The sequence below is a fragment of the Ornithinimicrobium panacihumi genome (assembly GCF_052073805.1).
Classification (GTDB): Bacteria; Actinomycetota; Actinomycetes; order Actinomycetales; family Dermatophilaceae; genus Ornithinicoccus; species Ornithinicoccus panacihumi.
Genome location: NZ_JBQGWG010000001.1, coordinates 132,779 through 156,771 on the forward strand (window position 1 = coordinate 132,779; position 23,993 = coordinate 156,771).

Here is a 23,993-nt window from a genome sequence, read left to right on the forward strand (position 1 = left end):
CGGTCGGAAGCAGAGCGTGTCGTCGGTGGGGAGCAGACCGTGCCGTCGGTCGCCATCACAGGGCGTTCTGGCGGGGGACGAGCACCTCGTGATAGATCAGCAGCAGTCCGGCGGCGACGGGGATGGCGATGAGCGCACCGAAGACGCCGAGAAGGGTGCCGCCGGCCAGGACGGCCACGACGGTCACGGCGCCGGGCACGGAGACGGTGCGGCGCATGATCGTCGGGACGATGACATAGTTCTCCACCTGCTGGTAGATCACGTAGTAGACGAGCACGATCAGGGCGGTCGTCGTGCTCACCGTCAGACCTGCGAGGGCCACGATGATGGCGCCCAGCGTGGCGCCCACCATCGGGATGAGCCCGAGCAGGCCGACCAGGACGGCGAGCATCGCCGAGTAAGGGATGCCCAGCAGCTGCATCGCGATCCACGAGCACAGCGCGTTGATGGAGGCCACCGCTCCCTGCCCGAGGGCGTAGCCGCCCACGCGGTGCATGATCTCCTCGGCCAACGTCACCACGCGCGGTCGGCGGCTCAACGGCACGAGGCGGTATGCGGCGTCCTTGGTCGTGGGGAGGGTGGCCAGCAGGTAGAGGGTCAGGATGAACGAGGTCAGGACCCCCACGAGGCTGCCGGCGACCCAGCCGGCCGCGCCGAGCACGCCGCCGAAGACCGTGGCGATGGTGTCCTTGTCGGTCGCGAGCCGGTCGGCCTCCTGGATGAGGCGCTCGGAGAGGCCGTACTGCGCGTCGAGCTCGTTGAACCAGGGCGCGTCGCCGAGATCCCGCAGATAACCCGGGGTCCGCTCGATCAGCGAGGTCGCCTGCGCGGCGATCGGCGGGACGATGAGCAGCAGCACCGCCGTGACGGTGCCGATCAGCCCCAGGAAGACGAGCCCGACCGCGGCCGGTCTGCCCATCCCGCGCCGGGTCAGCCACCGCACGATCGGCTCCAGGGCCAGCGTGACGAAGAGCGCCACGAGCATGAAGGTGAAGATCGAGGTCAGCCGGGTGAGGTTCTGCACCAGCAGCCAGGCCAGCAGCGCGCCCAGGGCGAAGGTGAACCCGATGTAGAAGGGGGAGACCAGGGCCATCGACCGCGGCTCGGGCTCGGGCCCGTCCGCTCGTCGCGGCTCGGCGGCGTCCTCGGCCCGCCGCTCCAGGCTCACCGTCTGGTCGGGCCCGACGCTCCCACCGACGCTCCCGCCAACGGTCCCGCCGTGCTCGGTCCGGGCGGGCTGCGCCGACGCCACGTGCACGTGCATCGGGTGGCTGGAGTCCAGCAGCTCGCGCTGCAGGCGGTTGCTCTCGGCCAGCAGGGTCAGCTGGCGCTCGCGGTAGTTCTGCCAGGACTGCACGGCCCGGCGGCCGGCGGTCGGGACGTTGCGCGGCCGCAGGCGCCGCAGCATCCGGGCAGTGCCCAGCCCGCGCGAGCCCTTGGCCTGGCGGCCCGAGCTGGCGCGGTCACGCCCGGTGCTGCGCTGGGTCACCCGGCCGGCTCCACCAGCTCCACGAGCACGCCGCCGGCGTCCTTGGGGTGGATGAAGTTGATGAGTGAGCCGGCGGTGCCCCGGCGCGGCTCGTCGTAGAGGAGCCGCAGCCCGCGCGAGCGCAGCAGGTCGCTCGCGGCACGCACGTCGCTGACCCGGTAGGCCAGCTGCTGCAGGCCGGGGCCGTTGCGGTCGATGAACTTGGCGATCGTCGACTCGGGACCGGTCGGTGCCAGCAGCTGGATCATGGCGGCACCGTCGCCGCCGTGCGGCTCGGCCTGCCCGACGGCGATCATCGCCTCGCGCACGCCCTGCTCGGCGTTCGTCTCCTCGTGGACCAGGCGGTTGCCCAGGACCTGCTCGTGGAAGGCGATCGCGGCGTCCAGGTCCGGGACGGCGATGCCGACGTGGTCGATGGTCAGCAGGAAGGGGCCGAGGTCGTCGCCGACGGCCTGGCCGTCGGGACCGTCGATGCTGCGGGGCGTCTCGCTCATGGCCCCAGCCTAGATCCGAGCGCCGACATCGGCGCCCGCACACATCGGTCCGGCCCCACCGGTCCCGCCACCACACGGGTCCGCCACCGGTCCGGCCTCACGGACCACCCCACCACCGTCGGGTTACCGTGCGCTCATGACAGACCTGCTCGTCCGCTCCGCGCGGATCGTGCCCCTCGACGCGGCCCCGGCGCCCGACGCGCGCCCGCTCGACCTGCTGATCGTCGACGGGACCCTCGAGGAGGTGGGGGAGCAGATCGAGGCGCGTGACGGCATACCGGAGCTGGACGCCGGTGGCCGCTGGGCCATGCCGGGGCTGTGGGACCACCACGTGCACATGACCCAGTGGGGACTGTCCACCTCGCGCCTCGACACCGCCCCCGCGGCGTCGGTCGCCGAGGTGCAGGACCTGGTGCGCGAGCGGCTGACCCGGCCCCTCCCGCCGACCGGGGTGATCACCGGTTGGGGCCACCGGTGCGCCACCTGGCCGCTGCAGCCCACGGTGGCCGCGCTCGACGACGTGACCACCCAGGTCCCCGTGGTCCTCATCAGCGGGGACGGCCACCACGGCTGGCTCAACACCCCCGCGCTCCAGCTCCTCGACGCCCCGCCGACGGAGGGGGTGATCGCCGAGGGGCCGTGGTTCGCGACCTACGACCGCCTCAGCCGCCTCCCCGGAGCCCAGGAGGAGGGCGAGGCGGGGGTCGCCGAGGCCATCCGCGCGGCGCACCGCCGAGGCATCGTGGGGATCACCGACCTGGAGTTCGGGCGGCCGTGGGCGCAGTGGCGCGAGCGCAAAGAGGAGGGGATGCCGCAGGTCCGGGCCCGGGTCGGCGTCTACCCCGAGGGTCTGGACGAGGTCCTCGCGGCCGGGGCCCGCAGCGGAGACGTCGTCTCCGGCACGCGCGGCCTGGTGACGCTCGGTCCGTTCAAGGTGATCTCCGACGGCTCGCTCAACACCAGGACGGCATGGTGCTGCCAGCCCTACGCCGACGCCCATCTCCTGGAACATCCGCACGGCGCCCCCAACCTGAGCGGGGAGGAGCTGCGCGAGGCGATGGCCACCGCGCACGGGGCCGGCCTCTACATGGCCATCCACGCCATCGGCGACGCCGCCACGAGGCAGGCGCTGGAGGCCTTCGAGGCGACCGGCGCCCACGGCGGCATCGAGCACGCCCAGCTGGTGGACACCGAGGACCTGCGACGCTGGGCGCGGCTGCCGGTCCGCGCCAGCGTCCAGCCCGCCCACCTGCTGGACGACCGGACGGTGACCGAGCGGTGCTGGCCGGACCGCACCGGGCGCACCTTCGCCCTGCGCAGCCTCCTCGACCACGGGATCGAGCTGGCGCTCGGGTCGGACGCCCCCGTCTCCCCGCTCGACCCGTGGCTGGCGATGGCCGCCGCGGTGCACCGGGGGCCGGTCGGCGAGGACAGCTGGCACCCCGAGCAGGAGCTGACCGTGCGCGAGGCGCTCGCCGCCTCCGTGGACGGCCAGCGGCTCGTCGCAGGGGGTCGGGGCGACCTCGTCCTGGTCGACGGCGAACCCTACTCACCTGCGGGGACGGGCTCGGCCGAACGGGCCGCGCACCTGCTCCGGACGCACGTCGCGGCCACCGTGATCGACGGTCGGGTCGTGCACTCCGACGGCCTCTGAGCGGGTCGGTGGCGGGGTCTAGAGTGGGATCAGATCGCTAGACCCACCATCGACGCTGGAGGCGCAGCACCCATGAGCACCGACCCCACCACTTCCGTCCTCGTCGCCGGGGCCCGCACCCCGATGGGCCGCCTGCTGGGCAGCCTGTCCGGCTTCACCGGCGCAGAGCTGGGCGGCTTCGCCATCAAGGGTGCCCTGGAGAAGGCCGGCATCACCGGCGACCAGGTCGACTACGTGATCATGGGTCAGGTCCTCACCGCCGGCGCCGGCCAGATCCCCGCCCGCCAGGCCGCGGTCGCCGGTGGCATCCCGATGGACGTCCCCGCCCTGACGATCAACAAGGTCTGCCTCTCCGGCGTCGACGCGATCGCCCTGGCCGACCAGCTCATCCGCGCCGGTGAGGTCGACGTCGTGGTGGCCGGCGGCCAGGAGTCCATGAGCCAGGCCCCCCACCTGCTCGAGAAGTCCCGCGGCGGCTTCAAGTACGGCGACGTCACCATGCGCGACCACATGGCCTTCGACGGTCTCTGGGACGCCTTCACCGACCAGGCCATGGGCAACCTGACCGAGTCGGCCAACACCGGTGATGCCGAGTTCACCCGCGAGGAGCAGGACGCCTTCGCCGCCCGCAGCCATCAGCTGGCCGCCGCCGCGTGGGAGAAGGGCCTCTTCGACGACGAGGTCGTCGCCGTCGACATCCCGCAGCGCAAGGGCGACCCGGTCTCCTTCAAGGCCGACGAGGGCATCCGCGCCGAGACCACCACCGAGTCGCTGGGCAAGCTACGTCCGGCCTTCTCCAAGGACGGCACCATCACCGCCGGCTCGGCCTCCCAGATCTCCGACGGCGCCTGCGCCGTGGTCGTGATGAGCAAGGCCAAGGCGGAGGAGCTGGGTCTGACCTGGCTCGCCGAGATCGGCGCCCACGGCATCGTCTCCGGCCCCGACTCCTCCCTCCAGAGCCAGCCGGCCAACGCGATCCGCAAGGCCTGCGCCAAGGAGGGCATCGAGCCCACCGACCTCGACCTCATCGAGATCAACGAGGCCTTCGCCGCGGTCGGCCTGGCCTCCACCAAGGAGCTCGGCGTCGACCCCGAGCGCGTCAACGTCAACGGCGGCGCGATCGCCATGGGCCACCCCATCGGCATGTCCGGCGCCCGCATCCTGCTGCACCTCGCCCTCGAGCTGCAGCGCCGCGGCGGCGGCGTGGGCGCGGCCGCCCTCTGCGGCGGCGGCGGTCAGGGTGACGCCCTGATCGTGCGCGTCCCGGCCCAGCAGGCCTGATCCTCGCCGGAGTTCCTCCGGTTCTCCACGGTATGGGGTGCACCCGCCCGGGTGCACCCCTCACCCTTTCCCGGTGCGGGTGGCCCACCCTGTCACCGATGCTCGCTACCGTGGGGCCATGCTCTTCGCCTTCTCCGTCGCACCGTCCTCCTCCGACGACTCCGGAGGCGTCAGCGAGGCCGTCGCCGACGCCCTCCGGGTCGTGCGGGACTCCGGCCTGCCCTACGAGCTGACCTCGATGTTCACCACGATCGAGGGGGAGTGGGACGAGGTGATGCCGGTCATCAAGGCAGCCTGCGACGCCGTGGCCGCCCACGGCCCGCGCGTCTCGCTGGTGCTCAAGGCCGACCTGCGCCCCGGGCACACCGGCCAGCTGACCGCCAAGGTCGACCGGGTCCGCGCCCACCTGGACGCCCGTCCGGACGTCGACCAGGAAGCCCACCCGAGCTTGGACGCCGCCGAGGTGCCCCGGTGAGCCCCGCCGCCGGTGAGGCGCAGGAGCGCCCGGGAGCTGCCGCATACCTGATCCGCCGTCCGACCCGCTCGGACACGGTGCCCTTCTCCACCCTCCACTGCGAGGTCTGGCGGGCCACCTACCGCGGGCTGATGGACGACGAGGTGGTGGACTCGCTGGAGCCGTCCAGCTTCGCGAGCACCTGGATGGCCGTGGGCAGCGGCTACGACGAGGGGACGATCCCCGACGACGGGCGCGGCTTCTGGGTCGCCACCCTCGGGGAGGAGCCGGTCGCGTTCATCTTCTTCGGGCCGGGGCGCGATGACGACCGACCGCGTGACCACCAGCTCTACGCCCTCAACGTGCACCCCGACCACCACGGGACCGGGATCGCCCAGCGCCTCATGGACGAGGGGCTCGGGCAGGGGGCGGCCTACCTGTGGGTCGCCAAGGGCAACGGGCGGGCGATCCGCTTCTACGAGCGCAACGGCTTCGCCCTCGACGGGACCGAGTCGAGCGACCAGCACGACGGGGTCGTCGAGGTCAGGATGGTGCGCGGCTAAGGTCTGGGCGTGAGCGAGCTGAGGACCTTCTACCCCGAGATCGAGCCCTACCGGACCGAGATGCTGCCCGTGGGCGACGGGCACGAGCTCTACGTCGAGCAGTCCGGCAACCCCGAGGGCAAGCCGGTCGTCTTCGTGCACGGCGGCCCCGGCAGCGGCACCTCGCCCAAGCAGCGTCGGGTCTTCGACCCCGAGCGCTACCGGATCGTCCTGTTCGACCAGCGGATGGCCGGCCGGTCCACCCCCCACGCCTCGACGACCGTCGATCCCGACGTGTGGGCCACCAACACCACCGCCCACCTCGTGACCGACATGGAGCTCATCCGCGAGCACCTCGGCATCGATCGCTGGCAGGTCTTCGGCGGCTCGTGGGGCTCGTGCCTCTCGCTCGCCTACGCCCAGGCGCACCCGGAGCGCGTCACCGAGCTGGTCCTGCGCGGGATCTTCACGCTGCGCAGGTTCGAGCTGGAGTGGATGTACGAGCGCGGCCACCTGGAGAACGTCTACCCCGACCTCTGGGAGCGGTATGTCGCTCCCGTCGCCCCCGAGCGACGCCACGAGATGCAGATCGCCTATCACGAGCTGCTCTTCGACGCCGACCCCGCGGTGCACCTGCCGGCGGGCAAGGCCTGGAGCGGCTGGGAGTCGCGGATCATCACGGTGCTGCCCGACGACGAGGGCTATGCCAAGGCCACCGAGGACGCCCAGGCCATGTCCTTCGCCCGCATCGAGAACCACTTCTTCGTCAACGGTGGCTTCATGCGGGAGGGGCAGCTGCTCGACGAGGTCGACCGGATCGCCCACATCCCGACCGTGATCGTGCAGGGGCGGCTCGACATGTGCACCCCGGCGCGCACCGCCTTCGACCTCGCGGCGCGGCTGCCTGAGGCCGAGTTCGTCGTCGTGCCCGACGCGGGGCACGCCTTCTCCGAGCCCGGCACCCTGGACGCTCTGGTGCGCGCGACCGACCGTTTCGCCGGGAGCCTGGGAGAACGCTGATTTGGCCTCCGCGCAGGTAATGTTTACCGTTTTGTTATGAAGTTTTCGCGCGCGACCCTGGCTGCCACCCTGTCGGCGGCGCTCGTCCTGTCCGCCTGCAGCGGCGGCGACGACCCCGACAGCGGTGCCTCGGGCACCTCGTCCACGACCCCGACGACCTCTTCCGACGCGGGGTCCGAGGCCTCCGGCGACGTCGTCGGCGCCACCGAGGACGGGGCTGCTTCGGACGACGCCGCCTCCACCGACGACGCGGCCTCCACGGGCGCGGCGGGCGACGAAGCCGGTGCGACCAGCGACGCCGGGGACGAGGCGTCCTCCACGGCAGGTGCGGGTGACGACGCGAGCTCGACCGAGGTGGCCGGGGGAGCCGGTCAGGCCGACTTCACGCTCGCCGAGGCCGAGGAGATCGCGGCCTCGACCCTGGAGACCCGCCTCAAGGCGCTGAAGGCCAAGAAGGGCGACTCCGCGCGCGAGTACTACAAGCGCTCCGCCGCCCGCACCAACCGGGTCGCCGGCGTCGCAGCGTTCAAGCTGGAGGAGGTCTTCGGCAAGTCCCCGGAGGCCAAGGCGAAGAAGGCCGCGGAGCCCAACGTGCTCGCCATCAGCCGCGCCGACGAGGACCCCACCACCTTGATGCTGGTGCAGACCGTGCCCGACAAGGACGGCGTCCCGGTGCTCCACCTTATGGAGAGCCTCTCGGGCAAGGCCAAGGACTTCCGGATCATCTGGGAGGCCCCGATGCTGCCGGGCACCGAGATCCCGAGCTTCGACCGGAGGTCTGTGGGCACGCCCGTCATCACCGGCACCCGCGAGGCCGGGGACTTGGCGCGCTCGGCCCGTGACAGCCTGCGCATGCTGCTGCCCCACATCAACTGGCCCCGGGGCGAGGGCAAGCTGAAGGTCGAGACGAACGGCTACGCCGAGGTGGTGCGCAAGGCCGCCAAGGAGCAGGCCGAGGCCGTCGCGGACCAGGCCTCGCTGCGTGAGAACAACTGGATGTTCACCGACGACACCCGCACGCTCGTGCTGGAGGACGGTTCGGCGCTGCTCTTCGCGACCCTCAAGCGGCACACCACCTTCGACGTGAAGCCGGGCAGCATCCTGACCCCGCCCGAGGCCTACCAGGTGCTCTCCGGCGACGACGAGATCACCGACCAGGCGGTGATGGAGACCTATGTCTTCACCGTCCTGCACGTGCCCTCCGCGGAGAAGGACTTCAAGCCGGAGATGCTGGCCGCCCGCGAGCAGCTCGTCTCCGCCAAGGGCAACTGACCCTCCGCCTCCCTCCGAAGACCCTGCTCTTCGCGCCCTACGGGTTTGCTCGCTGTCAGCGAGCAAACCCGTAGGGCCGTTCAGGCCCCACGATCAACGTGGCCTGCCTGTCCGCGCCGCCCGACCTCGGGTCTGTCCGGGCCGCCCCAACTCGGGCCGCCCGACCTCGGGTCTGCCCGGACCGCCTAGTCTGTTTCTGCGGCCCCTTCCGCCAGCCCCACCGACTCCTGAGGAGCCTCCATGTCCCAGCAGCCCTTCACCCCCGCCGCCCTCCGCGGCGCCGTCGACCTCTCCGGTCTGCGCGGTCGACCCGGCCAGCAGGGTATGCAGTCTCCCGCCTCAGCCTCCTCACCCACCTCGGGCGGTTCTGGGGCGACGCCTGGGACGCCGGGCGGCCCTGGCGCCTCGGGCCCTGCCCCGGGCGGTGAGGGCGGGGTCCCTGGCCAGTCCGGGGCCCTGGTGCACGCGGGCGATGCCACCTTCGAGAGCGTGGTCAACGCGAGCATGACCACCCCGATGGTCCTGGTGCTCTGGACGCCCCAGGCTCCCGAGTCGGTGCAGCACCTGCGGGAGCTCGCCCAGGCTGCGGTGGCCAAGGAGGGCCGTTTCCAGGTGGTGGGGGTCGACCTGGGCGCCAACCCCGGGATCATGCAGGCGCTCACCCCGATCCTGCAGCAGACCTTCGGCCAGGTCACCGCGCTCCCGGTGGTCATGGGCCTGATGGCGGGCCAGCCGATGCCCTTCTACCTGGGTGTGCAGGACATGACGCAGGTCGACGCGCTGCTGGAGAAGTTCCTCGAGGCTGCGGTCACGAACGCGATCACCGGGCGGGTGGACGTGAGCGGCGACGCGGCCGGCGGGGGCGCTGCCGGCGGCGACGGGTCCGGGGCGGGTGCGGCGGATGCCGAGCCGGAGCTCCCGCCGCTGCACCAGCAGGCCTACGAGGCCATCGAGGCCGGGGACTGGGCCGGGGCGATCTCCGCCTACGAGCAGGCGCTCGCCGCCGACCCGTCCGACGAGATGGCCCGCCTCGGCCTGGGCCAGGTCAGGCTGCTGGAGCGCACCAGCCAGCTCGACCTCGCGGCCGTGCGGCAGGCCGCAGCCTCGGACCCCTCCGACGTCCAGGCCCAGATCAAGGCCGCCGACGTCGACCTCGTGGGCGGCCACGTCGAGGACGGTCTCCTCCGCCTCATCGACACCGTCCGCCGCACCACCGGTGACGACAGGGACGCCGCCCGCACCCACCTGCTGGAGCTCTTCGAGGTCATCGGTGCCCACGACCCGCGGGTCCAGAAGGCCCGCTCGTCGCTGATGAGCGCCCTCTTCTGACCTGAGGGCGTCCTGGGCAGCGCGCCCCTCAGCCGGCCAGCGCGGCGTCGACGAGCTGCTGCGCCTCGGCCTGCACCTGCGCCAGGTGCTCCGGCCCCTGGAAGGACTCGGCGTAGATCTTGTAGACGTCCTCGGTCCCGGACGGACGAGCGGCGAACCACGCGCTGGCGGTCGTCACCTTCAGCCCACCGATGGCAGCCCCGTTGCCGGGTGCCTCGGTCAGGACCGCCGTGATCGGCTCTCCGGCGATCTCCTTCGCCGTGACGTCCGAGGCGGACAGCTTCTTCAGCTTGGCCTTCTGCTCCCGGTCGGCCGGGGCGTCGATCCGGGCGTAGGCCGGTTCCCCGTGCTCGGCGACGAGTTCCGCATACCGCTGGGAAGGCGTCTTGCCCGTCCGGGCGATGATCTCGCTGGCGAGCAGGCACAGGATGAGCCCGTCCTTGTCGGTGGACCAGACCGAGCCGTCCCGGCACAGGAAGGAGGCGCCGGCGGACTCCTCGCCGCCGAAGGCGATCGAGCCGTCCATCAGGCCGGGGACGAACCACTTGAAGCCCACGGGGACCTCGACCAGCTCGGCGTCCAGCGCGCCGGCGACCCGGTCGATCATCGACGAGGACACGAGCGTCTTGCCGATCGCGGTGCCGGCCGGCCATTCCGGGCGTGCCCCGCCATAGAGATAGTCGATCGCCACGGCCAGGTAGTGGTTGGGGTTCATCAGGCCGCCGTCCGGCGTGACGATCCCGTGCCGGTCGGCGTCCGCGTCGTTGCCCGTGGCCACGTCGTAGCCGGCGTCGCCCTCCATGGCGGCGATCAGCGAGGCCATCGCGTCGGCCGAGGAGCAGTCCATCCGGATCTTGCCGTCCCAGTCCAGCGTCATGAAGCGCCAGGTCGGGTCGACCTCGGGGTTGACGACGGTCAGGTCGAGCCCGTGCTCGTCGGCGATCGCCTGCCAGTAGTCGACCGCGGCCCCACCCAGCGGGTCGGCGCCGATCCGCACGCCGGCCTGCCGGATGGCGTCGAGGTCGATGACGCGGGGGAGCGCGCGGACGTACTCACCCATGAAGTCGTAGCGCGCCGCCTTCTGCAGCGCCTCCTCCACGGGCACCCGCTGCACCCCCTCCAGCCCGGCCCGCAGCAGCTCGTTGGCACGGTCGGCGATCCAGCCGGTCGCGTCAGTGTCGGCAGGGCCGCCGTGGGGCGGGTTGTACTTGAAGCCACCGTCGCGCGGCGGGTTGTGCGACGGCGTCACGACGATGCCGTCCGCCTCACCCACGGCGCCCTCGGTCTCCCGGTTGTGCTGCAGGATGGCTCGGGACACCGCCGGGGTCGGCGTGTAGCCGTCACCGCTGTCGATCCGCACGTCGACGCCGTTGGCGACCAACACCTCCAGGGCGCTGCGCCACGCGGGCTCGGACAGGGCGTGGGTGTCGCGGCCCAGGAAGAGCGGCCCGTCGGTGCCCTGCTCCCTCCGGTAGTCGCAGATGGCCTGGGTGGTCGCCAGGATGTGGTGCTCGTTGAACGCCCCGTCCAGCGCGCTGCCGCGGTGGCCGGAGGTGCCGAAGGCGACCTGCTGGTCCACGACCTGCGGGTCCGGGACGATCTCGGTGTAGGCGGCCAGCAGCGCCTCCACGTCGATCAGGTCCTCGGGTCGTGCCGGCTGTCCTGCGCGCGGGTGCGCCATCTGCGTCTCCTTGGTCTCGTCCTGGTTCCGGAGGGGGGGTATGGGGTGTCAGTCGCGTTCGGTGCGCGGCGGCACGTGATCGTCGTCGTCCTCGCGGTGGCCGTCGCGATCGCTGTCGTCCTCGCCGTCGCCGTCCCCGGGCACCTCGGGCCGGGCGTCGAGGTCGCCGTCTGCGGCCCCGACCTGGTCACGGTCGAGAGCCCCGGCGGTGTCGGTGTCCTCGAGTGTCGTCGGGGCGACCTCGGCCGTCAGGTCGGTGCCGTCGGCGACCGCCGCGAGGCTGGAGACCTCCGAGACCTGACCGGGGTCGGCGTCGTCCTCGAGCTCCTCGAACTCCTCGGCCTCGACCTCGGTGACGTCCTGCTCGGCCGTCTCCGACTCCGCCAGCGGCGGCAGGGCCGCGGGGTCGACGTCGGTGAGGGTCTCGGCCATCGCGTCCTCGGCGGGGACCTCGTCCGGTCCGACGGCACCCGCGGCCTCGTCCTCGACCGCAGCCTCGACCACCTCGGGGTCCGGCACCAGCCAGACGGCACCCAGCGGCGGCACGGTCACCAGTGCCGAGAAGGGCTGGTGGTGGTGCTCGTAGTCGTAGGCCGTGACGTGGCCCATGTTGCCCACGCCCGAGCCGCCGTACTGCTCGGCGTCGGTGTTGAGGACCTCGCGCCAGCGACCGCCGTAGGGCAGGCCGACGTGCACCTGGTCCTGGGTCTGGCCGCTGAAGTTGACGATGACGGCCACGACCGGGCGCAGCCCGTCCTCGCCCTCGTTGCCCCAGCGCAGGTAGGAGTAGGTGTTGCGGCCGGCGTCGTTGGCGTCCAGCCAGGTGAAGCCGTGCTCGTGGTGGTCGATCTCCCACAGCGAGGGGAGCTCGTGGTAGAGCCGGTTGAGGTCCTTGACCAGGCTCTGCACGCCGGCGTGGTGCGGCTGCTCCAGCAGCTCCCACTCCAGCGAGCCGCCGTCGGCCCACTCCCGCGCCTGCCCGAACTCCGAGCCCATGAACAGCAGCTGCTTGCCCGGGTGGCTCCACTGGTAGGCCAGGAAGGCCCGCGTCGTGGCGAACTTCTGCCAGGGGTTGCCGGCCATCTTGCGCACCAGCGAGCCCTTGCCGTGCACGACCTCGTCGTGGCTGATCGGCAGGATGTACTTCTCGCTGTAGGCGTAGACGATGGAGAAGGTCAGCGCGTGGTGGCTGCGCGCCCGGGCGTAGGGGTCCAGGGCGAGATAGCCGAGCGTGTCGTGCATCCAGCCCATGTTCCACTTGAAGCCGAAGCCCAGACCGCCCTCGTCGGTGCCCTTGGTGACGCCCGGCCAGGAGGTCGACTCCTCGGCGATCATCATCACGCCGGGGTTGCGGCGGTAGGCGGTGGCGTTGGTCTCCTGGAGCAGCGAGACGGCCTCGAGGTTCTCCCGACCGCCGTGCACGTTGGGGATCCACTGGCCCGGCTCGCGCGAGTAGTCCAGGTAGAGCATGGAGGCGACGCCGTCGACGCGCAGGCCGTCGGCGTGGAACTCCTCGAGCCAGTAGGTGGCGTTGGCCACCAGGAAGTTGCGCACCTGGGGGCTGCCGTAGTCGAAGATGTAGGAGCCCCACTCCGGGTGCCAGCCCTTGCGCGGGTCGGCGTGCTCGTAGACCGGCGTCCCGTCGAAGCGGGCCAGCGCCCACGGGTCGGTGGCGAAGTGGCCGGGGACCCAGTCGAGGATGACGCCGACGCCGGCGCCGTGCAGCCGGTCGATGAGATAGCGCAGGCCGTCCTCGTGCCCCATGCGCGCGTCCACGGCGTAGTAGCCGGTGACGTGATAGCCCCACGAGGGCCCGTAGGGGTGCTGCATGACCGGCATGAACTCCACGTGCGTGAAACCCATCGAGGAGACGTAGTCGACGAGCTCGTCGGCCAGCTGCTCGTACTTCAGGCCGGGCCGCCAGGAGGCCAGGTGGACCTCGTAGATGCTCATCGGGCCGTGGTGCGGGTCGGTCTCGCTGCGCCGGCGCATCCACTCCGCGTCGCCCTCGCTCCAGCGGTGGGAGGAGACGGTGACCACCGAGTTGTTGAACGGCGGGACCTCCGAGGCGCGAGCCATCGGGTCGGCCTTGGCGCGGCGGGTGCCGTCGGGGCCGGTGATGTCGTACTTGTAGTGCGCGCCCGCACCCACGCCGGGGACGAAGATCTCCCAGACTCCGACGTCCTCGTGGACCCGCAGCGCGTGGCTGGCGCCGTCCCAGTCGTTGAAGTCGCCGATCACGTGCACGGCCAGGGCGTTGGGCGCCCAGACCGCGAAGTGAGTGCCGGTGACCTCGCCCATCTCGTCCTGGACGGTGCGCACGTGCGAGCCGAGGACGCGCCACAGCTCCTCGTGCCGACCCTCGCCGAAGAGGTGCAGGTCGATGTCGCCCAGGGTCGGGCCGTGGCGGTAGGCCTCGTCGACGATGCGGCTGCCGCCGATCTCCTCGACCTGGAGGCGGTAGACGGGCACGTCCTCACGGGGCAGGACGGCGACCCAGATCCCGCCGGTCTCGTGCCTCATCGGCATCTCGCTGCCGTCGGCGAGCAGCACGGTGACGTTGGTGGCGTCGGGCTGGACGGTGCGGATGGTGACGTGACCCTGATGGGCGTGCGCACCCAGGATGTTGTGGGGGTTGCGGTGCAGCCCGTAGACCACGTCCGTCGCCTCGTCGAGGTCGAGGGGGCGGGCATGCGGTGCCGCCGGCTCCGATGGCGACTCCAGCTTGACGCGGCGCACCCGGGCGGTCGGCATGTCGTCGTCGCCGTCCTCGCTGGTGGGGGCCTCGTGGACGGCGCCGGTCACCACGGCCGGCGACCAGGAGGCCTCGTCCCAGGCGCGGTCGCGCTGCGCGCGGGCCTTCTCCGCGGTGGCGGCCGTCACCCAGGGGGCCACGCCGCTGGCGGAGCCCCGGCCGGGCTCGAGCTCGGCCAGGGCCGCGGCCTCGTCATCGGAGTCGGCGGGGGCGGGCACCAGGGGCTTGTCGCCCTCGGGGCCGGACCCGCCGCGCAGCCGGTCGAGAGCGACCAGCATCGCCCGCGGCGCAGGGATCGGCTCGTGAGGTGCGGTCCCGCTGGCGGGCGGGTAGGCGCGGACGGACCCGTCGGCAGCGTCGGGGGCCGCGTCTGCGGGGTCGCCCACCGGCGGGGTGGCGTGCACGGCGGAGGTGTCGTCCACCACGGCGTCGATGTCGCGGTCTGCATCATCGGGCACGGTCGGGCCGTCGGCCACGTCCGCGCCGTCGGCCACGTCCGCGCCGTCGGCCACGTCCGCGCCGTCAGCCATGCCCGCACCGTCAGCCGCGTCCACGCCGTCAGCCATGTCCGTGCCAGCGGTGGTGTCGTCGGCGGTGGAGCCGGCGGCCGCCCCCATCCCGGCGACGGCGGCCAGGCCGGCGGCACCCGCCGCACCCGCGGCGGCGCCGGAGCGCGAGCCTCGGCCGTTGCCCTCGGGGTCGTTGTGCGAGGGGCCGTGGACGGCCGGGTCGAGGTCCTTCAGGCGCGAGTCCTGGGCGGACGAGGAGGACCCGACCGCGGCGTCGTTGGGGGCACCGGTCCTCTGCCGGTCGGACGCGGCGCGTCCCCCGGTGAGCTCCTCGGCCGCCCGGTGGCGGCCGGTGGTCTCGTCAGGAGGGAAGGGGCCGGTGCCCACGCCGGCGGCGCCTCGCCGCGCGTCGACCAAGCGCTGGACAGCACCGACGGGGATGGGCAGCCAGTCGGGACGGTTGCGGGCCTCGTAGACGACCTCGTAGAGCGCCTTGTCCAGCTCGAGCGCATCGAGGACCCGGCGGCTGTCGGCGGCGTCCAGCTCCTCGCCGCTCTCGCTGGTGTAGCCCTCGAGGAAGGCGGCCCGGGCGGCCTGCGCCCAGGAGTCACGGTTGCCACCGCCCTCCTGGTCGATGGTGGCAGCGGCGTAGTCGAAGGACCGGAGCATGCCCGCGACGTCGCGCAGAGCCAGGTCCGGTGCGCTGCGCTCGGCGAGCGGCCGCAGCGGCTCACCCTCGAAGTCCAGCAGCACCCAGCCCCGTCCGGGGGCCTCGATGACCTGACCGAGGTGGTAGTCGCCGTGGATCCGCTGCAGCGGCGGCAGGTCGAGCTGCTCCAGCTCGTCGTAGACGGCGTCGATGTCGGCGCCGAAGGCCTCCAGCTCGGGCACCTCGGACAGCGCGGCCGCGGCGCGGGCGCGCATCTGGTCGAGGAGGGTCGTGCGCGAGGAGGCGTCGGCCGGGGTGATCTCGAAGCTCTCCCGCAGGGCCGCGTGGACCGAGGCGGTGGCGGCGCCCAGCGTGCGGGCGCGCTCGGCGAAGTCGTCCTCGGAGCGGGCGGCGTCCACCGCAGCCCGCCACGCGTCCTGCGTGTCGGGGAGGAACTCCTGGGCGAAGGCGAGGTGACCACGGAACTCGGCGCCGTCCGCGTCCTCCCAGCGACCTTCCACATACCCGATCGGACCGGGGATCGACCGGTTGCCGGTGGGGGCGATGGCCGAGGCGACCGAGACGTCGGGGTTGTCGCCGGCCTGGAGCACCCGGAAGACCTTGATGATCACCGGGCGGGTCTCCCCGTGGGCCTCGACGATGATCGAGGTGTTGGACTGCTCGCCGGAGAGGACCCGGGCCTCCCGCAGCGCCGGGGCCTGCCCACCGGCGATCACGCGCCGGGCGCGGGCCGAGGGCACGTCGTGCTCCTCGAACATGTGCTGCAGCAGGGTCTGGGCGAAGACCGGGTCGTGCGTCGCGTCGTAGATGTAGCGCGTGCCCAGCTCGCTGTGCTCGGCCGTGGCCACCAGGGCGTCGGCCATGAACTCCACCGGCTCGGCGCGGTAGGACAGCGGCACCTGGTAGATCACCGGCTCGGGCCCGCACTCGTCCACGAGGATGTGGTCGTCCAGGCCGACCTCACCGAGCGGATCCTCCCAGCGGATCGAGGCGATCCGGCGCAGCGTGGGGGCGCCGGTGCTCTTGCCGCGGTACCACCGCTGGCGGGCGACCCACTCGGGCAGGAAGTCGGCGAAGCCGGGGGAGAGGGTGGCCATCAGGAGTCCTCCTTGGGAGCCTCGGCGGGCTCGCTCGGCGTCAGGCCGAGCCAGTAGAACGAACGGGAGCCCAGCGTCAGGGTGATGGTCCCATCTTCTGCCACGCCGGGGAAACCGGTGCCGCCGAAGAGGTCGCGGACCGCGGCCCCGTGGAAGCGCTCCGGGAGCTGGATGCGGGCCGCCTGGGGGCGGGAGGAGAGGTTGTTGACGCAGAGGACGCCGTCGTGGCCGTTCGGCTCGCCCGAGGTCTCCTCGTCCTCCGGGCGGGCCCGGACGAAGGCGAGCACGGTGTCGTTGTCGGCCTCGCAGATCTGGAAGTCGCCGATGCCGAAGACCTCCTGGCCCGCACGCACCTGCAGCATCCCGCGGGTCCAGTGCAGCAGCGAGGAGCTGCTGGCCATCTGGGCCTCCACGTTGACGCTGTTGTAGTGGTAGACCAGCGAGGTCACCACGGGCAGGTAGAGCTTGCCGGGGTCGGCGGTGGAGAAGCCGGCGTTGCGGTCGGGGGTCCACTGCATCGGCGTGCGGACCGCGTCCCGGTCGTTGAGCCAGATGTTGTCGCCCATCCCGATCTCGTCGCCGTAGTAGAGGCAGGGCGAGCCGGGCAGGGAGAGCACCAGCGCGTTGATCAGCTCGATCTCGCTGCGGGAGTTGTCCAGCAGCGGGGCCAGCCGGCGCCGGATGCCGACGTTGGCGCGCATACGCGGGTCGGGGGCGTACCAGCCGTACATCGCCGAGCGCTCCTCCGGCGAGACCATCTCCAGGGTGAGCTCGTCGTGGTTGCGCAGGAAGGTGCCCCACTGGGTGCCCTTGGGGATCTGCGGGGTCTCGGCCATCACGCGGATGATCGGCTCGGCCTTCTCCTCGCGCAGCGAGTAGTAAAGGCGCGGCATCACCGGGAAGTGGAAGCACATGTGGCACTCCGGCGCCTCCTCGGTGCCGTAGTAGTCCACCACCTCGGCCGGCATCTGGTTGGCCTCGGCGAGCAGCACGCGGCCGGGGTACTCCTTGTCGACCATGGCGCGCAGGGCGGCCAGGAAGTCGTGGGTCGGCTGGAGGTTCTCGCAGTTGGTGCCCTCCTCCTCGAAGAGGTAGGGGACCGCGTCGAGCCGGAAGCCGTCGATGCCCATGTCCATCCAGAAGCGGACGACGTCGAACATCGCCTCCTGGACGGCGGGGTTCTCGAAGTTGAGGTCGGGCTGGTGGGAGAAGAAGCGGTGCCAGAAGAACTGGCGCCGGACGGCGTCGAAGGTCCAGTTGGAGGTCTCGGTGTCGACGAAGATGATGCGGGCGTCGGCATAGCGGTCGTCGGTGTCGGACCACACGTAGAAGTCGCCGTAGGGGCCCTCGGGGTCGGACCGGCTGGCCTGGAACCAGGGGTGCTGGTCGCTGGTGTGGTTCATCACCAGGTCGGTGATGATGCGGATCCCGCGCGCGTGCGCCTGGCTGATCAGCTCCTGGAAGTCCGGCAGGGTGCCGAACTCCGGCAGGACCGCGGTGTAGTCCGCCACGTCATAGCCGCCGTCACGCAGCGGGCTGGCGTAGAAGGGCGGGATCCACAGGCAGTCGACGCCGAGCCACTGCAGGTAGTCCAGCCGGTTGATCAGCCCGGTGAAGTCGCCCGAGCCCGAGCCCGTCGAGTCGTCGAAGGCCCGCACGAGGACCTCGTAGAAGACCGCCTTGCGGAACCAGTCGGGGTCGTTCTTCAGGCCGGGCTGGTGCAGGTTGAGTCCGCGCATGTGGTCAGTTCCTCGTGACGTGAATGATGTGGACGGGCTCCTGACCGTAGCCGGGGCCGAGACGGACGAAGGGCGCCGAGTCCCACGTCCAGCGGGCACCGGTGACGAGGTCGTGGGCCTGGAAGTGCTGCCCCCAGTCCAGGCCGAGCCCCAGGGCCGGCATCGTCAGGTGCAGGCGCGTGGAGCGGACCTGGTGCACGTCGAGGTTGGCCACGACCAGGATCGTGTCCCGGTCCGAGGCGTCCCGGCCGCCACCCCCGTGCTTGGAGAAGACGAGGAAGTTCTCGTCCTCGGCGGCGTGGAAGGTGATGTTGCGCAGCCAGTCGAGGCTGGCGTGCTCGCGGCGGATGCGGTTGAGCATCGTCAGCCAGTCGGTGAGGTCGTCCCGGCCGTCGACCAGCTCGCCCCAGCGGCGGTCCTTGAACTCGTACTTCTCGTTGTCGATGTGCTCCTCGGCGCCGGGCCGGTTGACCGACTCGACGTGCTCGAAGCCGGTGTAGATGCCGTAGGTCGGCACCAGCGTCGCGGCGAGGGCCGAGCGGACCAGGTGCGCGGCCACGCCGCCGGTCTGCATGTAGGGGGTGAGGATGTCGTGGGTGGTGGGCCAGAAGCTGGGCCGCATGTAGTGCGCGGTCTCGGTCGCCAGCTCGGTGACGTAGTCGCGCAGCTCGTCGGCGGTGTTGCGCCAGGCGTAGTAGGTGTAGGACTGCTGGAAGCCGACCTTGGCCAGGGTCCGCATCATCATCGGCTTGGTGAACGCCTCCGAGAGCCAGATGACCTCGGGGTGGTCCACGGCCACGTCGGCGATGAGCCACTGCCAGAACTCGACCGGCTTGGTATGCGGATTGTCGACGCGGAAGATCTTCACACCGTGGTCGATCCACACCTGGATCACCCGGCGCACCTCCGCGTAGACCGTCTCCGGGGCGTTGTCGAAGTTCAGCGGGTAGATGTCCTGGTACTTCTTGGGCGGGTTCTCCGCGTAGGCGATGGTGCCGTCCGCGCGGGTGGTGAAGAACTCGGGGTGGTCCTTGGCCCAGGGGTGGTCCGGGGAGGCCTGGAGCGCGATGTCGAGGGCCACCTCCAGCCCCTCGGCCTCGGCGCGCGCGACGAAGGCGTCGAAGTCGTCCCAGTCGCCCAGCTCGGGGTGCAGCGCGTCGTGCCCACCCTCGGCGGCGCCGATGGCGTAGGGCGAGCCGGGGTCGTGCTCCTCTGCGGTGAGCGTGTTGTTCTTGCCCTTGCGGTTGGTCGTGCCGATCGGGTGCACCGGCGTCAGGTAGACGACGTCGAAGCCCATCCCGGCGATCGCCGGCAGTCGCTCCTGGGCGGTGGTGAACGTGCCGGTGGTCCACAGCCCGGTCTCCGGGTCCATCCGGGCGCCCTCGGAGCGGGGGAAGATCTCGTACCACGCGCCGGTGAGCGCGCGCTTGCGCTCCACCCACCAGGGATAGGTCGGGCTGGCGCTGACGTGGTCGCGCAGCGGCGTGGTCGTCAGGATGCGCTCCACGTCCGGGCCCAGGCCGGCCTGCAGCCGCTCCTCGACGGGCAGGGCGCTGGCCCGCAGCCGGGTGATCGCCTCGTTGAGGATCTGCACGTCCTCATCCGGGCGCTCGACCTCGTCGATGGCGCGCTCCAGGACACGGGCGCCCTCCTCGAGCATCAGCTCGACGTCGACGCCGGCCCGGACCTTCACCGGCCCGTCGTGGTGCCAGGTGCCGTAAGGGTCCGACCACCCCTCGACACGGAAGCCCCATACCCCCTCGCGGTCGGCGAAGACCTCGGCCTCCCACAGGCCCAGCCCGGGGTTGACCTGGCGCAGCGGGACGTGGTGCTCCTGGTCGTCGGGGTCGACGAGGACGACGGTGGCGTTGACGGCGTCGTGCCCCTCGCGGAAGACGGTCGCGGTGACGGTGAAGAGCTCGCCGACCACGGACTTGGTCGGGCGCGCACCTCCGTCGACGATCGGGGTCACGTCCAGGACGGGGATGCGGCCGATCGGCTGCTGTCCGAAGAGCGAGAGCACCGATGGATCGGGCCGGGCGCTGGCGTTGTCGGGGGACGAGGGCGTGGACGAGTGCTCGGTCACGCGCTCAACGCTACCTGGGATCGGGCCCCGGCAGCATGTCACCCCAGATCGGCCACGAGCACCGTGAAGCTGGAGGCGCCGACGGTCATCGCCTGGCCGGGCTCGCAGACCTCCGGGGCGCCGTGGCGGTCCGCCTCGCTGCTCCAGCGCACCCGCCATCCCGCCACGCCGTCGATGCGCGGTGCGACGATCTCGAGCCGGTCGGGGCCGGCGTTGAGCACCAGGGCGACGGCCTGACGGCCCTCGCCGTGGTGCAGGGTGTCGTGGACCGCCACGACGTTGCGTCGCCACGGGTCCAGCCAGTCCTCCTCGCCCAGCACCCCGGCCCACTCGTCGAACCACCGCAGGCGGGTGCGCCCGGGCTGGGCGTCGAAGAGGGGGAACTGCCGTGGGCGCAGGGCGTGCAGCTCGCGGCGGAGCGCCACCAGCTCGCGGGTGTCGGCCAGGAGGTCCTCCTGCCAGGGCTTGAGGTCCCAGCGCAACCAGGTGATCTGGTTGTCCTGGCAGTAGGCGTTGTTGTTGCCGTCCTGCGTGCGGCCCATCTCGTCACCGGCCAGCACCATCGGCACGCCCGTCGACATCAAGAGGGTGGCCATGAGGTTGCGGATCGACCGGTTGCGGTTGGCCAGCACCGTCGGGTCGTCGGTCGGGCCCTCGACGCCGTGGTTCCACGACCTGTTGTCGCCGTGGCCGTCGCGGTTGTCCTCGCCGTTGGCGTAGTTGTCCTTCTGCTCGTAGGCCGTCAGGTCGGCCATCGTGAAGCCGTCGTGGGCGGTGACGAAGTTGACCGAGGCGATGGGGCCGCGGTTCTCCTCGGTGAACAGGTCGGCCGAGCCCGCCAGGCGGGTGGCCAGCTCGCGCACGCCGTGCCCGGGGCGGCCGGCCAGCTGGCGGCCCACGTCGGCCAGCCAGAAGGAGCGGGCCGAGTCGCGGTAGCGGTCGTTCCACTCGGCGAAGGGCGCCGGGAACTGTCCGGTGCGCCAGCCGTGCACCCCGACGTCCCACGGCTCGGCGATCAGCTTGACGCGGGAGAGGACGGGATCGGTCTGCAGCGCGACGTGGAAGGCGTGGTCGCGGTCGTAGGCGTCGTCCTTGCCCCGGGCCAGGGCCGGTGCGAGGTCGAAGCGGAAGCCGTCGACGTGGTACTCGTCCACCCAGTGGCGCAGGCTGTCCAGCACCATCCTGGCCACCATCGGCTGGCGCAGGTCGAGGGTGTTGCCGCAGCCCGTGACGTCGATGTCCCGTCCGCGCGCGTCGAGCCGGTAGTAGGTCCGGTTGTCGATGCCGCGCCAGGACAACGTCGGGCCCGACCAGGCGCTCTGCTCGGCCGTGTGGTTGTAGACGACGTCGAGGAGGACCTCCAGGCCGGCGGCGTGCAGGGCCTTGACCGCGCCCTTGACCTCGTCGACCACGCCCTGGGGGTCCTTCGCTGCTGCATACCCCGGGTGCGGGGCGAAGAAGCCGAGCGTGTTGTAGCCCCAGTAGTTGACCAGACCCTGGCGCACCAGCGCCGGCTCGGAGGCGTAGGCGTGGATCGGCAGCAGCTCCACGGAGGTGACGCCCAGGGAGAGGAGGTGGTCGATCACCGCGGGGTGACCGAGCGCCGCATACGTGCCCCGCAGTTCGGGAGGGACGTCCGGATGGCGCATCGTCAGCCCCTTGACGTGGGCCTCGTAGATGACCGTGTCGGTCCAGCGGGTCGTGGGCAGGCGGTCCTCGCCCCAGTCGAAGGAGTCGTGGTCGACGACGACGTTGCGGGGCAGGTATGCGGCGCTGTCGCGGGCGTCGCGCAGCTCCGGGTCGCCGTGGCCGTGCTTGTCGACGGTGTGGCCGTAGAGCTCGGGGGCCCACTCGACGGAGCCGTCCACGGACTGGCCGTAGGGGTCGAGCAGGAGCTTGTCGCGGTTGTGGCGGTGGCCCTCGTAGGGCTCCCACGGGCCGTCGACCCGCAGGCCGTAGCGGGTGCCGGGCGTGAGCTCCTCGACGGTGTCCCACCAGATGCCGTAGGCATTGCGGGTCAGCGGGATCCGGCGCTCGCCGTCGCCGTCGAAGATGCAGACCTCCACGCCGGTGGCATGGCGGGCCAGCACGGCGATCTCGGTGCCCGCGCCGTTGCGGGTGATGCCCAGGGGCGGGGGCGTGTCGGTGCTGCGGCGGGGGTGGAAGGGGGGAGACATGGCGGTCCAAGATTATGCCCAGCGCGCAGAGTGCGGACGGAGGCTCGGCGCGAACCGGTCAGGCAGGTAGTTTGGGGCTATGACTGATCCGACGTCGCTGCCCAACTTCCCGCCCCCGCCGGAGGACCGTCCGCTGACCGGCAGGGTCCTCGATGCGCTCGTGGACCTGCAGCTGCAGCCCAACCTCGACGGTGAGGGCGACGTCGCCTTCGTCGTCCGCGACCAGAAGCTCTTCGTCAAGGTCGTGCCGGGCGAGCAGTTCGACATCATGCGGGTCTTCGGCCAGTGGGTGATCGCCGACACGATCCCCGCCGACATGCTCACCCGCCTCAACGGCTGCAACGACATCACCCTGGGCGTCAACCTGGTCAAGTCCGGCATCGCCAACGGCCACCTCGTCCTGGCCGTGGAGCAGATCATCACCCGCCAGGAGAGCCCGAAGGCCAAGGTCCAGATCGCGACCGGCCTGATCCTGCAGGCCCTCGGCCTGTGGCACCGCAACGTCCAGGCCAAGGCCGCCGTCGAGGCCGGCGAGGACCCGCAGCTGCCCGAGGACGCCCCCGAGGGCACCGAGGTCGGCCCCTGGCTTTCGATCGGCAACGCCGGTCGCGCCGGTGGTGGTGCTGCAGCTGGCGATGCGGGCGCCCCGGACGCGTCTGGTGCCTCTGACCCTTCCACCGAGGGCGGACGTCCGGAGGGGACGGACCAGCCATGAGCCGCGTGGTCGAGACCGCCAGCGAGTTCGTCCGCATCGAGATCGACTCGAGCATCGCCACGATCCGCATCGACCGGCCCAAGATGAACCCGCTCTCGATCGAGGTGCAGGACGCCCTCGGCGAGGCCGCCCGCATCGTGGGGGCCGACCCCGAGGTCGCCGCCGTCGTCCTCTACGGCGGAGAGAAGGTCTTCGCGGCCGGGGCGGACATCAAGGAGATGCAGGCGATGAGCTACACCGACATGGTGGAGCGCGCGCCGCTGATCCAGGCCGCCTTCACCGAGGTCGCCCGCATCCCCAAGCCGGTGGTCGCGGCGATCGAGGGCTACGCGCTGGGTGCCGGCAACGAGCTGGCCATGTGCGCCGACTTCCGGGTCGCGGCGGTCGACGCCAAGCTCGGCCAGCCGGAGATCCTGCTCGGCGTCATCCCCGGTGCCGGCGGCAGCCAGCGCCTGGCCCGCCTCGTCGGTGTGTCCAAGGCCAAGGACCTCGTCTACACCGGCCGGATGATCGACGCCAACGAGGCCATGGCCATCGGCCTGGTCGACGACGTCTGCCCTCCTGGCAGCGCCCACGAGACCGCGGTGGCCATGGTCCAGCGCTACGTCCACGGCCCGGCGTTCGCGCTGCGCGCCGCCAAGGAGGCCATCGACCGCGGCCTGGACGGGGACCTCGAGACCGGTCTGGCGATCGAGGCCATGCAGTTCGCCGGCGTCTTCGCCACCAAGGACCGCGAGATCGGGATGACCTCCTTCGTCAAGGACGGCCCGGGGAAGGCGTCCTTCGAGGGGCGCTGACGCCTCAGGGAGTCGCCCGCGCGGGCCAGCGCCACCGCCGCGACCACCGACCATGAACCGTGCCGAAGGCCGGGTCCCGCACGGGGCCCGGCCTTCGGCCTGTCAGCAGAGCCACCGTCCGTCTCCACACGGCTCTGAGCGACGCCCTCTCACGGACCATCGGCCGGTGAGTGATCCGTCGTCCGGAAAGAACCGGACGACGGATCACTCACCGGCCGACAGATCGACGCGC

Annotated in this window: 16 protein-coding genes; 9 read left to right on the plus strand and 7 right to left on the minus strand. The window is 71.8% G+C overall.

Going from position 1 to position 23,993, the window contains the following annotated elements; all coding sequences use genetic code 11:
• Positions 1-55 precede the first annotated feature (55 nt).
• Together ACTMMA_RS00610 and mce are read right to left on the minus strand one after the other, a co-directional pair.
• A complete protein-coding gene (locus tag ACTMMA_RS00610; RefSeq protein ID WP_441188157.1) occupies positions 56-1,489 on the minus strand; it encodes an AI-2E family transporter in 1,434 nt (477 codons plus the stop codon).
• Positions 1,486-1,983, minus strand: a complete 498-nt coding sequence (gene mce, locus ACTMMA_RS00615) for a methylmalonyl-CoA epimerase (protein WP_441188158.1) — start codon at positions 1,981-1,983, stop codon at positions 1,486-1,488. Before mce ends, ACTMMA_RS00610 begins: the two co-directional genes overlap by 4 nt.
• A gap of 136 nt (positions 1,984-2,119) precedes the next feature.
• Here mce and ACTMMA_RS00620 point away from each other — a divergent pair, with 136 nt between their 5' ends.
• From ACTMMA_RS00620 to ACTMMA_RS00650, 7 genes are all read left to right on the plus strand, one after another.
• Positions 2,120-3,637: an amidohydrolase gene (locus ACTMMA_RS00620; RefSeq protein ID WP_441188159.1), complete on the plus strand. Its 1,518-nt coding sequence runs from the start codon at positions 2,120-2,122 to the stop codon at positions 3,635-3,637.
• Positions 3,638-3,709: 72 nt separating this feature from the next.
• Positions 3,710-4,918, plus strand: coding sequence for an acetyl-CoA C-acetyltransferase (locus ACTMMA_RS00625; protein WP_441188160.1), 1,209 nt, complete (start codon positions 3,710-3,712; stop codon positions 4,916-4,918).
• 118 nt (positions 4,919-5,036) lie between these two features.
• Positions 5,037-5,393 carry a thiamine-binding protein gene (locus ACTMMA_RS00630; RefSeq protein ID WP_441188161.1) on the plus strand — a complete coding sequence of 119 codons (357 nt, stop codon included), beginning with the start codon at positions 5,037-5,039 and terminating at the stop codon, positions 5,391-5,393.
• Positions 5,390-5,935 (plus strand): GNAT family N-acetyltransferase, encoded by a 546-nt coding sequence (locus ACTMMA_RS00635; protein WP_441188162.1) that lies wholly within the window; start codon positions 5,390-5,392, stop codon positions 5,933-5,935. Before ACTMMA_RS00630 ends, ACTMMA_RS00635 begins: the two co-directional genes overlap by 4 nt.
• 9 nt (positions 5,936-5,944) lie before the next feature.
• On the plus strand, positions 5,945-6,934 hold the full coding sequence (pip, locus tag ACTMMA_RS00640; protein WP_441188163.1) for a prolyl aminopeptidase: 990 nt from the start codon (positions 5,945-5,947) through the stop codon (positions 6,932-6,934).
• A 36-nt stretch (positions 6,935-6,970) separates the two neighbouring features.
• On the plus strand, positions 6,971-8,206 hold the full coding sequence (locus ACTMMA_RS00645) for a hypothetical protein (RefSeq protein ID WP_441188164.1): 1,236 nt from the start codon (positions 6,971-6,973) through the stop codon (positions 8,204-8,206).
• Between the two features lie 240 nt (positions 8,207-8,446).
• On the plus strand, positions 8,447-9,535 hold the full coding sequence (locus tag ACTMMA_RS00650) for a tetratricopeptide repeat protein (RefSeq protein ID WP_441188165.1): 1,089 nt from the start codon (positions 8,447-8,449) through the stop codon (positions 9,533-9,535).
• 28 nt (positions 9,536-9,563) lie between these two features.
• Here ACTMMA_RS00650 and pgm read toward each other — a convergent pair whose 3' ends face one another.
• The 5 genes from pgm to glgX are packed head-to-tail and all read right to left on the minus strand — an operon-like array spanning position 9,564 to position 22,249.
• Positions 9,564-11,216, minus strand: coding sequence for a phosphoglucomutase (alpha-D-glucose-1,6-bisphosphate-dependent) (gene pgm / locus ACTMMA_RS00655; protein ID WP_441188166.1), 1,653 nt, complete (start codon positions 11,214-11,216; stop codon positions 9,564-9,566).
• A gap of 48 nt (positions 11,217-11,264) precedes the next feature.
• Positions 11,265-16,247: a 1,4-alpha-glucan branching protein GlgB gene (gene glgB / locus ACTMMA_RS00660; RefSeq protein ID WP_441188167.1), complete on the minus strand. Its 4,983-nt coding sequence runs from the start codon at positions 16,245-16,247 to the stop codon at positions 11,265-11,267.
• Complete coding sequence (treS, locus tag ACTMMA_RS00665; RefSeq protein WP_441188168.1) at positions 16,247-17,986, minus strand: maltose alpha-D-glucosyltransferase; 1,740 nt, start codon at positions 17,984-17,986, stop codon at positions 16,247-16,249. The genes glgB and treS overlap by 1 nt, the downstream gene beginning before the upstream one ends.
• A gap of 4 nt (positions 17,987-17,990) precedes the next feature.
• Complete coding sequence (locus ACTMMA_RS00670; RefSeq protein ID WP_441188169.1) at positions 17,991-20,072, minus strand: alpha-1,4-glucan--maltose-1-phosphate maltosyltransferase; 2,082 nt, start codon at positions 20,070-20,072, stop codon at positions 17,991-17,993.
• Positions 20,073-20,110: 38 nt separating this feature from the next.
• On the minus strand, positions 20,111-22,249 hold the full coding sequence (gene glgX / locus ACTMMA_RS00675) for a glycogen debranching protein GlgX (protein ID WP_441188170.1): 2,139 nt from the start codon (positions 22,247-22,249) through the stop codon (positions 20,111-20,113).
• A gap of 79 nt (positions 22,250-22,328) precedes the next feature.
• Between glgX and ACTMMA_RS00680 the strand changes: the two genes are divergently transcribed.
• Both ACTMMA_RS00680 and ACTMMA_RS00685 read left to right on the plus strand, forming a co-directional pair.
• Positions 22,329-22,964: a hypothetical protein gene (locus ACTMMA_RS00680; RefSeq protein ID WP_441188171.1), complete on the plus strand. Its 636-nt coding sequence runs from the start codon at positions 22,329-22,331 to the stop codon at positions 22,962-22,964.
• Positions 22,961-23,761, plus strand: coding sequence for an enoyl-CoA hydratase/isomerase family protein (locus ACTMMA_RS00685; protein WP_441188172.1), 801 nt, complete (start codon positions 22,961-22,963; stop codon positions 23,759-23,761). Before ACTMMA_RS00680 ends, ACTMMA_RS00685 begins: the two co-directional genes overlap by 4 nt.
• Positions 23,762-23,993: the final 232 nt, after the last annotated feature.

What these genes read in the sequence shown, in the direction of transcription:
- ACTMMA_RS00630 (WP_441188161.1), top strand. Translation starts at nt 5,037, where the DNA reads ATGCTCTTCGCCTTCTCCGTCGCACCGTCCTCCTCCGACGACTCCGGA.
- ACTMMA_RS00620 (WP_441188159.1), top strand. Translation starts at nt 2,120, where the DNA reads ATGACAGACCTGCTCGTCCGCTCCGCGCGGATCGTGCCCCTCGACGCG.
- ACTMMA_RS00685 (WP_441188172.1), top strand. Translation starts at nt 22,961, where the DNA reads ATGAGCCGCGTGGTCGAGACCGCCAGCGAGTTCGTCCGCATCGAGATC.
- ACTMMA_RS00680 (WP_441188171.1), top strand. Translation starts at nt 22,329, where the DNA reads ATGACTGATCCGACGTCGCTGCCCAACTTCCCGCCCCCGCCGGAGGAC.
- ACTMMA_RS00645 (WP_441188164.1), top strand. Translation starts at nt 6,971, where the DNA reads ATGAAGTTTTCGCGCGCGACCCTGGCTGCCACCCTGTCGGCGGCGCTC.
- ACTMMA_RS00650 (WP_441188165.1), top strand. Translation starts at nt 8,447, where the DNA reads ATGTCCCAGCAGCCCTTCACCCCCGCCGCCCTCCGCGGCGCCGTCGAC.
- mce (WP_441188158.1), bottom strand. Translation starts at nt 1,983, where the DNA reads ATGAGCGAGACGCCCCGCAGCATCGACGGTCCCGACGGCCAGGCCGTC.
- glgB (WP_441188167.1), bottom strand. Translation starts at nt 16,247, where the DNA reads ATGGCCACCCTCTCCCCCGGCTTCGCCGACTTCCTGCCCGAGTGGGTC.
- glgX (WP_441188170.1), bottom strand. Translation starts at nt 22,249, where the DNA reads ATGTCTCCCCCCTTCCACCCCCGCCGCAGCACCGACACGCCCCCGCCC.
- pgm (WP_441188166.1), bottom strand. Translation starts at nt 11,216, where the DNA reads ATGGCGCACCCGCGCGCAGGACAGCCGGCACGACCCGAGGACCTGATC.
- treS (WP_441188168.1), bottom strand. Translation starts at nt 17,986, where the DNA reads ATGCGCGGACTCAACCTGCACCAGCCCGGCCTGAAGAACGACCCCGAC.
- ACTMMA_RS00625 (WP_441188160.1), top strand. Translation starts at nt 3,710, where the DNA reads ATGAGCACCGACCCCACCACTTCCGTCCTCGTCGCCGGGGCCCGCACC.